Origin of the sequence: Pseudomonas sp. NPDC086251 (assembly GCF_044746405.1) — a bacterium.
Taxonomy (GTDB): domain Bacteria; phylum Pseudomonadota; class Gammaproteobacteria; order Pseudomonadales; family Pseudomonadaceae; genus Aquipseudomonas.
Genome location: NZ_JBIVBY010000030.1, coordinates 78,413 through 88,685, shown reverse-complemented (window position 1 = coordinate 88,685; position 10,273 = coordinate 78,413). Strand labels below are relative to the sequence as shown.

At 61.2% G+C, this 10,273-nt stretch carries 9 protein-coding genes; all 9 read left to right on the top strand.

Translation table 11 applies throughout. The features are described from left to right. The first annotated feature begins 71 nt into the window (after window positions 1-71). Entirely contained in the window at window positions 72-1,388 is a 1,317-nt protein-coding gene (gene murD / locus ACIPL2_RS27655) for a UDP-N-acetylmuramoyl-L-alanine--D-glutamate ligase (RefSeq protein ID WP_401361822.1), read from the top strand. After that, window positions 1,385-2,602: a putative lipid II flippase FtsW gene (ftsW, locus tag ACIPL2_RS27650; RefSeq protein WP_401361820.1), complete on the top strand. Its 1,218-nt coding sequence runs from the start codon at window positions 1,385-1,387 to the stop codon at window positions 2,600-2,602. Before murD ends, ftsW begins: the two co-directional genes overlap by 4 nt. After that, window positions 2,592-3,662, top strand: coding sequence for an undecaprenyldiphospho-muramoylpentapeptide beta-N-acetylglucosaminyltransferase (gene murG / locus ACIPL2_RS27645; protein ID WP_401361817.1), 1,071 nt, complete (start codon window positions 2,592-2,594; stop codon window positions 3,660-3,662). Before ftsW ends, murG begins: the two co-directional genes overlap by 11 nt. Continuing rightward, the gene (gene murC / locus ACIPL2_RS27640) at window positions 3,655-5,115 is read left to right on the top strand and encodes a UDP-N-acetylmuramate--L-alanine ligase (RefSeq protein WP_401361815.1); all 1,461 of its coding nucleotides are present in this window, start codon (window positions 3,655-3,657) and stop codon (window positions 5,113-5,115) included. The genes murG and murC overlap by 8 nt, the downstream gene beginning before the upstream one ends. Continuing rightward, window positions 5,112-6,080: a D-alanine--D-alanine ligase gene (locus ACIPL2_RS27635; protein ID WP_401361812.1), complete on the top strand. Its 969-nt coding sequence runs from the start codon at window positions 5,112-5,114 to the stop codon at window positions 6,078-6,080. Before murC ends, ACIPL2_RS27635 begins: the two co-directional genes overlap by 4 nt. Before the next feature lie 4 nt (window positions 6,081-6,084). Further along, window positions 6,085-6,954 (top strand): cell division protein FtsQ/DivIB, encoded by an 870-nt coding sequence (locus tag ACIPL2_RS27630; RefSeq protein ID WP_059406213.1) that lies wholly within the window; start codon window positions 6,085-6,087, stop codon window positions 6,952-6,954. Window positions 6,955-6,969: 15 nt separating this feature from the next. Beyond that, window positions 6,970-8,229, top strand: a complete 1,260-nt coding sequence (gene ftsA / locus ACIPL2_RS27625) for a cell division protein FtsA (RefSeq protein ID WP_253431696.1) — start codon at window positions 6,970-6,972, stop codon at window positions 8,227-8,229. 83 nt (window positions 8,230-8,312) lie between these two features. Next, entirely contained in the window at window positions 8,313-9,506 is a 1,194-nt protein-coding gene (gene ftsZ / locus ACIPL2_RS27620) for a cell division protein FtsZ (RefSeq protein WP_401361807.1), read from the top strand. A gap of 112 nt (window positions 9,507-9,618) precedes the next feature. Beyond that, window positions 9,619-10,273: UDP-3-O-acyl-N-acetylglucosamine deacetylase (lpxC, locus tag ACIPL2_RS27615; protein WP_401361805.1), on the top strand; the 655-nt coding region annotated here is incomplete at its 3' end.

The following is a 10,273-nucleotide window of genomic DNA, read 5'->3' as shown; positions in this document are numbered from 1 at the left end:
AAATATAACGCAAAAGACAACCAGAACATGAGCTAGAAATAATAACTCTGATCTAAACATAACAATTACGCATCGTTGTCGGCCTCGGCAAGAGCGGCATGTCCCTGGTTCGCTTCCTGGCGAACCGGGGCGTGTCGTTTGCTGTCGCCGATACGCGGGAAAATCCACCGGAACTGGCCACGCTCAAGCGTGACTATCCGCACGTGGAAGTGCGTTGTGGCGAGCTGGACGTCGAATTCCTGTGCCGTGCCGACGAGCTCTACGTGAGCCCCGGCCTGGCGCTGGCGACCCCGGCCCTGCAGGCTGCCGCCGCCCGTGGCGTGAAATTGTCCGGCGACATCGAGCTGTTCGCGCGTAACGCGAAGGCGCCGATTGTCGCCATCAGCGGTTCCAACGCAAAAAGCACCGTCACCACCCTGGTTGGCGAGATGGCTGCGGCGGCCGGCAAGCGTGTCGCCGTCGGTGGCAACCTCGGTACACCGGCGCTGGACCTGCTGAGCGACGACGTCGAGCTGTACGTGATGGAACTGTCGAGCTTCCAGCTCGAAACCACCGACCAGCTCAACGCCGAAGTGGCGACCGTGCTCAACGTCAGTGAAGACCACATGGACCGCTACAGCGGTCTGCCGGCCTATCACTTGGCCAAGCACCGGATCTTCCGTGGCGCCAAGCAGTTTGTGGTCAACCGTCAGGACGCCTTGAGCCGTCCGCTGATGGGCGAGGGCCAGCCGTGCTGGACCTTCGGCTTGAGCAAACCCGATTTCAAGGCATTCGGTATCCGCGAAGAAGACGGCGAGAAGTACCTGGCCTTCGAATTCCAGAACCTGATGCCGGTGCGCGAGTTGAAAATTCGCGGCGCGCATAACCAGTCCAACGCCCTCGCGGCATTGGCCCTGGGCCACGCCGTCGGCCTGCCGTTCGACGCCATGCTGTCGGCCCTGCGCCACTTTGCCGGTCTCGAGCATCGTTGCCAGTGGGTTCGCGACCTGGATGGCGTGGGCTACTACAACGATTCCAAAGCCACTAACGTCGGCGCCGCCCTGGCCGCCATCGAAGGCCTGGGCGCGGACATCGACGGCAAGATCGTGCTGATCGCCGGTGGCGACGGCAAAGGTGCCGAGTTCAAGGACCTGCGCGATCCGGTGGCGGTCAACTGCCGCGCCGTGATCCTCATGGGCCGCGATTCCGACAAGATCGGTGAGGCCCTCGGCGACGCCGTACCGTTGATCCGCGTCGCTTCGCTGGTCGACGCCGTGGAGCAATGTCGCGTCGCTGCCGAACCGGGAGACGTGGTGCTGCTGTCGCCGGCGTGCGCCAGTTTCGACATGTTCAAAAATTACGAAGACCGTGGTCACCAGTTCGTCCATGCGGTGGAGGAACTGACATGAGCCTGAGAAACATCATCAAGCCGTATCCATCGCCGCTGATCACCGGGCGCGGTATCGACCTCGATTTCCCGATGCTCGTCGGCTGCCTGGCATTGCTCGGCCTTGGGCTGGTCATGATTGCTTCGGCATCGACCGAAGTCGCGGCGGTGCAGTCGGGCAGTCCTTTGTATTACATGATTCGCCACTTGATCTACGTGGTGCTGGGCCTGGGCGCCTGCATCGTCACGATGATGATTCCGATCGCCACCTGGCAACGCCTGGGCTGGCTGATGCTGCTCGGTGCCTTCGGTTTGCTGGTGATGGTGATCATCCCGGGGATCGGCCGTGAAGTGAACGGTTCGATGCGCTGGATCGGCTTCAGTTTCTTCAACGTTCAGCCTTCCGAGATCGCCAAGGTGTTCGTGGTGATCTACCTCGCCGGCTATCTGGTGCGTCGCCAGAAAGAAGTGCGTGAAAGCTGGATGGGCTTCTTCAAGCCGTTCATCGTGCTGCTGCCGATGGCGGGCCTGTTGCTGATGGAACCGGACTTCGGTGCCACCGTCGTGATGATGGGCGCGGCGGCGGCGATGCTGTTTCTGGGCGGTGTCGGGCTGTTCCGTTTCTCCTTGATGGTGATCCTGGCCGTCGCGGCGGTGGTGTTGCTGATTCAAGTGCAACCGTATCGAATGGCGCGCCTGACCAACTTTGCCGATCCGTGGGCCGACCAGTTCGGTGCCGGCTATCAGTTGTCGCAAGCCTTGATCGCTTTTGGCCGCGGTGAATGGCTGGGCGTTGGCCTGGGCAACAGCGTGCAGAAACAGTTCTACCTGCCGGAAGCGCACACCGACTTCGTGTTCTCGGTCCTGGCCGAAGAGCTGGGTGCCGTGGGTTCCTTGTGCACGGTCGCGTTGTTCGTCTTTGTCTGTATTCGTGGCATGTACATCGGCTATTGGGCCGAGAAGGCCAAGCAATTCTTCGCCGCCTACATCGCGTATGGCTTGTCGTTCCTGTGGATTGGTCAGTTCCTGATCAACATCGGCGTGAACGTCGGCTTGCTGCCCACCAAAGGTCTGACCCTGCCGTTCCTCAGTTATGGCGGTAGTTCGTTGGTGATCTGCTGTGCCTGTCTCGGCTTGTTGCTGCGCATCGAGTGGGAGAGTCGAACCCACCTGGGCAGTGAAGAGATGGAGTTCCACGAGAGTGACTTCGCCGAGGAGCCACCCCATGGGCGCTAACGTATTGATCATGGCGGGCGGCACCGGTGGGCACGTGTTCCCGGCGCTGGCCTGCGCTCGCGAATTCCAGGCCCGCGGCTACACCGTGCATTGGCTCGGCACGCCGCGTGGCATCGAGAACGATCTGGTCCCGGCGGCCGGTATCGAACTGCACCGGATCAACGCCAGCGGACTGCGCGGAAAGGGCAAATTGTCGTTGCTCAAGGCGCCGTTCATGTTGCTCAAGTCGGTCTGGCAGGCGCGGGCGATCATTCGTCAGTTGCGGCCCGTCTGTGTGGTGGGCTTCGGTGGTTATGTGACCGGTCCTGGCGGCGTTGCAGCCAAACTGGCCGGCGTGCCGGTGATCGTTCACGAACAAAACGCCGTGGCCGGTACCGCCAATCGGTTGCTGGTGCCGTTGGCCGCTCGAGTGTGTGAAGCGTTTCCCGACACCTTTACCCTGTCGGGCAGCCGCCGGACCACCGGTAACCCGGTGCGCACCGAGCTGTTCCTCGACTCACCGCGACCCGCCCTGGCTGGTCGCAAGGCGCGTTTGCTGATCCTGGGCGGAAGCCTGGGCGCAGAACCGTTGAACAAGTTGCTGCCTGAAGCCCTGTCGCAAGTCGCCCCCGACCTGCGCCCGGAAGTGTTTCATCAGGCCGGCAAAAAACACGATGAAGTGACTGCAGAGCGCTATCGCGCGGCTGGTGTCGAGGCGCAAGTGCAGCCTTTCATCAAAGACATGGCCCAAGCCTATGGCTGGGCCGACCTGGTGGTGTGTCGCGCAGGCGCGCTGACCATCAGTGAACTGGCTGCTGCCGGTCTGCCCTCGATGCTGGTGCCTTTGCCCCACGCGATCGACGATCACCAGACCCGCAACGCCGATTATTTGGCCCGTGAAGGCGCTGCCTTCCTGATGCCACAAAGAACGACTGGCGCAGCGGATCTTGCCGCACGCCTGACAGAGGTCCTGATGCAACCGCAACGACTCAACGACATGGCCACCGCGGCACGCCGCCTGGCCAAACCCGATGCAACCCGTAACGTGGTCGATACCTGCCTGGAGGTGGCCCATGGTTGAGAATCAGAAAGCCATGCCGCAACCGGAAATGCGCCGCATCCGTCGCATCCACTTCGTCGGCATCGGCGGCGTGGGCATGTGCGGCATTGCCGAAGTGTTGTTGAACCTGGGCTATGAAGTGTCCGGTTCCGACCTGAAAGCTTCGCCGGTGACCGAGCGCCTGGAAACTTTCGGTGCGCACATCTATATCGGCCACCGTGCCGAGAACGCCGCGAATGCCGATGTACTGGTAACGTCCAGTGCCGTGAACACCTCCAACCCGGAAGTCGCCACTGCCCTGGAACGCCGCATTCCAGTGGTGCCGCGCGCCGAGATGCTCGCCGAGCTGATGCGCTACCGCCACGGCATCGCCGTCGCCGGTACCCACGGCAAAACCACCACCACCAGCCTGATCGCTTCGGTGTTCGCCGCCGGTGGCCTCGACCCGACGTTCGTCATTGGTGGCCGACTGAATGCCGCGGGCACCAATGCCCAGCTTGGCACCAGCCGTTACCTGATCGCCGAAGCCGACGAAAGCGACGCCAGTTTCCTGCACTTGCAGCCGCTGGTGGCCGTGGTGACCAACATCGACGCCGACCACATGGCGACCTACGACGGTGACTTCAACAAACTGAAGAAAACCTTCGTCGAGTTCCTCCACAACCTGCCGTTCTACGGTTTGGCAGTGGTGTGCCTGGACGATCCGGTGGTCCGTGAAATTCTCCCGTTGGTGAAGCGCCCGACGGTCACTTATGGCTTCGGCGATGACTGCGACGTGCGCGCGATCAATGTACGTCAGCAAGGCATGCAGACCTTTTTCACCGTGCTGCGTCCTGATCGCGATCCACTGGATGTCTCGGTGAACATGCCGGGCAACCACAACGTCTTGAACTCACTGGCCACCATCTGCATCGCCACCGACGAGGGCGTCAGCGATGAAGCCATCGTCCAGGGCCTGTCCGGGTTCCAGGGCGTTGGCCGACGCTTCCAGGTCTACGGCGAACTGCCGGTCGACGGTGGCAACGTGATGCTGGTCGACGACTACGGTCACCACCCGACCGAAGTCGCGGCCGTGATCAAAGCCGTACGCGGCGGTTGGCCGGAGCGCCGACTGGTGATGGTTTACCAGCCGCACCGTTACAGCCGCACGCGCGACCTCTACGACGATTTCGTCAATGTATTGGCCGACGCCAACGTCCTGCTGCTGATGGAAGTCTACCCGGCCGGTGAAGAGCCGATCCCGGGCGCCGACAGCCGCAAGTTGTGCAACAGCATCCGCCAGCGCGGTCAGCTCGACCCGATCTACATCGAGCGCGGTGTCGACCTCGCGCCGATCGTCAAGCCGCTGCTGCGTGCCGGCGACATTCTGTTGTGCCAGGGCGCCGGTGATATCGGTGGTCTCGCACCCAAACTGTTGAAGAGTCCGTTGTTCGCCGGTGCCGTGGCTGCGCCGGTCGAGGGGAAGTTGAAATGACTGCTGCTTACGCCAACCTCGTCTCCACGATCGCGCCGAAAGACTTCGGCCGCGTCGCCGTGCTGTTCGGCGGCAAGAGTGCCGAGCGTGAGGTCTCCCTGAAGTCGGGTAACGCGGTGCTCGACGCGCTGCAAAGCGCCGGTGTGGACGCGTTCGGCCTCGACGTCGGTGATGACCTGCTGCAGCGTCTGCTGAACGAAAAGATCGACCGCGCCTTCATCATCCTCCACGGTCGTGGCGGTGAAGACGGCAGCATGCAGGGCCTGCTCGAATGCCTGGGCATTCCGTACACCGGCAGCGGCATCCTTGCTTCGGCACTGGCGATGGACAAGCTGCGGACCAAACAGGTCTGGCACAGCCTCGGCATTCCGACGCCACGTCATGCTGTGCTGAGCAGCGAGGCCGATTGTATTTCGGCGGCGACGGAACTGGGCTTCCCTTTGATCGTCAAACCGGCCCATGAAGGTTCAAGTATCGGGATGGCCAAAGTGTCCTCAGCTCCTGAGTTGATCGACGCGTGGAAAGCGGCCAGTACCTACGATTCGCAAGTGTTGGTCGAGCAATGGATTCAAGGTCCGGAGTTCACCATCGCCACCCTGCGTGACCAGGTGTTGCCACCGATTGCCCTGGGCACGACACACAGCTTCTACGACTACGACGCCAAGTACGTGGCTTCCGATACCCAATACCGGATCCCGTGTGGCCTCGACAGCCACAAAGAAAAAGAACTGATGGACCTCACGGCGAAAGCCTGTGAGGCGCTGGGTATCGCCGGTTGGGGCAGGGCAGACGTGATGCAGGACGCCGACGGGCAGTTCTGGTTCCTGGAAGTCAACACCGCACCGGGCATGACCGATCACAGCCTGGTGCCGATGGCGGCCCGTGCTGCCGGCCTGGATTTCCAGCAACTGGTTCTGTCGATTCTGGCTGCCAGCATCACCGGCAATAACGAGCCGCGAGGTTAAGACCATGCAAGGCGCACAGCTGAGACATCAGCCCTCCGCACCGCCCGGCCGCAAGCCGGTGCCGCGGGGTGCCAGCCGAATGGTGGCCAAAGAGCCGATGTCTGCGCGCCTGCCGAAAGCCAATTTCGGTTTTCTGAAAAGCCTGTTCTGGCCGGTGCTGTTGGTCGCACTGGGGTTCGGCACTTACGAAGGCGCACAGCGTTTGCTGCCGTACGCCGACCGGCCGATCACCAAGATCAACGTGCAGGGCGATTTGAGTTACATCAGCCAGCAAGCGGTGCAGCAGCGGATCGCCCCTTACGTAGCGTCGAGCTTCTTCACCATCGATCTGGCAAGCATGCGCACCGAGCTTGAAACCATGCCATGGATTGCCCACGCCGAAGTGCGCAGGGTGTGGCCGGATCAAGTGGTGATCCGCCTGGAAGAACAACTGCCGGTGGCCCGTTGGGGCGATGAGTCGCTGTTGAACAACCAGGGTCAGGCGTTCACCCCGCGTGAGCTGGCGAACTACGAACACTTGCCACAGCTGTTCGGCCCACAACGGGCGCAACAGCAAGTGATGCAGCAATACCAGGTGCTGAGCCAGATGCTCAGGCCGTTGGGCTTCTCGATTGCACGCCTGGAATTGCGTGAACGAGGCAGCTGGTTTCTGACCACCGGCGCCGGCAGCGCGGGCCCGGGAATCGAACTGCTGCTGGGACGCGGCAACCTGGTGGAAAAGATGCGCCGCTTTATTGCCATCTACGACAAGACGCTTAAAGAACAGATTACGAACATTGCGCGCATCGATCTGCGCTACGCCAACGGCCTCGCTGTTGGCTGGCGGGAACCTGTAGCGCCCACGACAGCCCAACCCGCTGTCGCGAAGAATTAAGAAGAGGCAGGACCCATGGCAAACGTGCAAAGCGGCAAAATGATCGTCGGTCTCGATATCGGCACCTCCAAGGTGGTGGCGCTGGTAGGCGAGGTCTCGGACGACGGCACGCTGGAAATCGTCGGGATCGGTACCCATCCGTCCCGTGGCCTGAAGAAGGGCGTGGTGGTGAACATCGAGTCCACCGTGCAGTCGATCCAGCGCGCGATCGAAGAAGCGCAGCTGATGGCCGGTTGCCGGATCCACTCGGCGTTTGTCGGCGTGGCCGGCAATCACATCCGCAGCCTGAACTCCCACGGCATCGTGGCGATTCGTGATCGCGAAGTCAGCTCGGCCGACCTCGAGCGCGTTCTTGACGCGGCCCAGGCCGTGGCGATCCCGGCTGACCAGCGCGTGCTGCACACACTGCCGCAGGATTACGTGATCGATAACCAGGAAGGCGTTCGTGAGCCACTGGGCATGTCCGGCGTACGTCTGGAAGCCAAGGTCCACGTGGTCACCTGCGCCGTCAACGCCGCACAGAACATTGAAAAATGCGTGCGCCGCTGCGGCCTGGAAATCGACGACATCATTCTCGAGCAGCTGGCTTCCGCGTATTCGGTCCTGACCGACGACGAGAAAGAGCTGGGCGTGTGCCTGGTCGACATCGGCGGCGGCACCACCGACATCGCGATCTTCACCGAAGGCGCGATCCGTCACACCGCGGTGATCCCGATTGCGGGCGACCAGGTCACCAACGACATCGCCATGGCGTTGCGCACCCCGACCCAGTACGCCGAAGAAATCAAGATTCGCTACGCCTGCGCCCTGGCCAAACTGGCCGGTGCCGGTGAAACCATCAAGGTCCCAAGCGTTGGCGACCGTCCACCGCGCGAGCTGTCCCGCCAGGCCCTGGCCGAAGTGGTCGAGCCGCGTTACGACGAGCTGTTCACGCTGATCCAGGCCGAACTGCGCCGCAGTGGCTACGAAGACCTGATCCCGGCCGGCATCGTGCTGACCGGTGGTACGTCGAAGATGGAAGGCGCGGTCGAACTGGCCGAGGAAATCTTCCACATGCCGGTCCGCCTGGGCGTGCCCCATGGCGTCAAGGGCCTGGATGACGTGGTCCGCAACCCGATTTATTCCACCGGCGTTGGCCTGTTGATGTACGGCCTGCAAAAGCAGTCCGACGGGATTTCGTTCTCGGGCATCAGCAGCCGCGACAGCTACAGCAATGAAGAGCCGAAACCGGCCTTGATCGATCGCATCAAGAGCTGGGTACAAGGCAACTTCTAACGAATTACCGCAGCACCGCAGCACCGCAGCACCGCAGCAAAAAGCAGTAGGCGAAAAAACTAGAGAATGTAAGGAGAGGGAAAATGTTCGAACTCGTAGACAACATCCCCGCAAGCCCGGTTATTAAAGTTATCGGTGTTGGCGGAGGCGGCGGCAACGCTGTCAACCACATGGTCAAGAGCAACATTGAAGGCGTTGAATTCATCTGCGCCAACACTGATGCCCAGGCGCTGAAGAGCATCGGCGCGCGGACCATCCTGCAACTGGGCACCGGCGTGACCAAAGGTCTCGGCGCTGGCGCCAACCCTGAAGTAGGTCGTCAGGCCGCTCTCGAAGACCGTGAGCGCATTGCCGAAGTCCTGCAGGGCACCAATATGGTGTTCATCACCACGGGCATGGGCGGCGGTACCGGTACCGGTGCTGCGCCGATCATTGCTGAAGTGGCCAAGGAAATGGGGATCCTCACCGTTGCGGTGGTGACCCGTCCGTTCCCGTTCGAAGGCCGCAAGCGCATGCAGATCGCCGACGAAGGTATTCGTCTGCTGTCCGAAAGCGTCGACTCGTTGATCACCATTCCCAACGAGAAGCTGCTGACCATCCTCGGTAAGGACGCCAGCCTGCTGTCGGCTTTCGCCAAGGCTGACGATGTACTGGCCGGTGCCGTTCGCGGTATCTCCGACATCATCAAGCGTCCAGGCATGATCAACGTCGACTTTGCCGACGTACGCACCGTGATGAGCGAAATGGGCATGGCGATGATGGGCACTGGCTGCGCCAGCGGTCCGAACCGTGCACGCGAGGCCACCGAAGCGGCCATTCGCAACCCGCTGCTGGAAGACGTGAACCTGCAAGGTGCACGCGGCATCCTGGTGAACATCACCGCCGGTCCTGACCTGTCCCTGGGTGAGTACTCCGACGTGGGTAGCATCATCGAAGCCTTCGCTTCCGAACACGCGATGGTCAAGGTCGGTACCGTTATCGATCCAGACATGCGCGACGAGCTGCACGTGACCGTGGTTGCTACCGGTCTGGGCGCGAAAATCGAGAAACCTGTAAAGATTATCGACAATACCGTGCACACCTCCATGGCTTCGCAGCCACAACAGCAAGCCCCTGCACGTCAGGAACAGGCAGCGGTAAACTACCGTGACCTGGACCGTCCGACCGTCATGCGCAACCAGGCCCAGGCCGGTGCTGCGACTGCCGCGAAGATGAATCCGCAAGATGATCTGGACTACCTGGACATCCCGGCTTTCCTGCGTCGTCAGGCTGATTGATGGAATGTATCAGGGCTATGAAGTTGATTGGTGTTCAGCAAAGGTCTGGTCTGCTATCATCGCCAGCCTTTGTTGATACCAGTTCGCAATTTGCGCTGAAGCGGCCCAAGCCATGATTAAACAACGCACACTGAAAAATATTATCCGTGCCACAGGTGTAGGCCTGCACTCCGGGGAGAAGGTATACCTGACCCTCAAGCCCGCACCTATCGACACCGGCATTGTGTTTTGTCGTGCCGACCTCGACCCTGTGGTGCAGATCCCTGCCCGCGCGGAAAACGTTGGTGAAACCACGATGTCGACCACGTTGGTCAGTGGTGACACCAAAGTGGATACGGTGGAGCACTTGCTCTCGGCCATGGCTGGCCTGGGCATCGATAACGCCTACGTCGAGCTCTCCGCGTCCGAAGTTCCAATCATGGATGGTAGCGCTGGACCTTTCGTATTCCTGATTCAATCGGCTGGCCTGGAAGAACAGGACGCAGCCAAGAAGTTCATCCGGATCCTGCGCGAAGTGACAGTGGAAGACGGCGACAAGCGCGCCACTTTCGTCCCTTTCGAAGGCTTCAAGGTGAGCTTCGAGATCGATTTCGATCACCCGGTTTTCCGTGACCGCACACAAAGTGCAAGCGTGGATTTTTCCAGCACTTCGTTCGTAAAAGAAGTCAGCCGCGCCCGTACCTTTGGGTTCATGAGTGACATCGAGTCCCTGCGCAAGCACAACCTCGCACTCGGCGGCAGCGGTGAAAACGCTATTGTGGTCGACG

What these genes read in the sequence shown, in the direction of transcription:
- ftsW (WP_401361820.1), top strand. Translation starts at nt 1,385, where the DNA reads ATGAGCCTGAGAAACATCATCAAGCCGTATCCATCGCCGCTGATCACC.
- murG (WP_401361817.1), top strand. Translation starts at nt 2,592, where the DNA reads ATGGGCGCTAACGTATTGATCATGGCGGGCGGCACCGGTGGGCACGTG.
- murC (WP_401361815.1), top strand. Translation starts at nt 3,655, where the DNA reads ATGGTTGAGAATCAGAAAGCCATGCCGCAACCGGAAATGCGCCGCATC.
- ACIPL2_RS27635 (WP_401361812.1), top strand. Translation starts at nt 5,112, where the DNA reads ATGACTGCTGCTTACGCCAACCTCGTCTCCACGATCGCGCCGAAAGAC.
- ACIPL2_RS27630 (WP_059406213.1), top strand. Translation starts at nt 6,085, where the DNA reads ATGCAAGGCGCACAGCTGAGACATCAGCCCTCCGCACCGCCCGGCCGC.
- ftsA (WP_253431696.1), top strand. Translation starts at nt 6,970, where the DNA reads ATGGCAAACGTGCAAAGCGGCAAAATGATCGTCGGTCTCGATATCGGC.
- ftsZ (WP_401361807.1), top strand. Translation starts at nt 8,313, where the DNA reads ATGTTCGAACTCGTAGACAACATCCCCGCAAGCCCGGTTATTAAAGTT.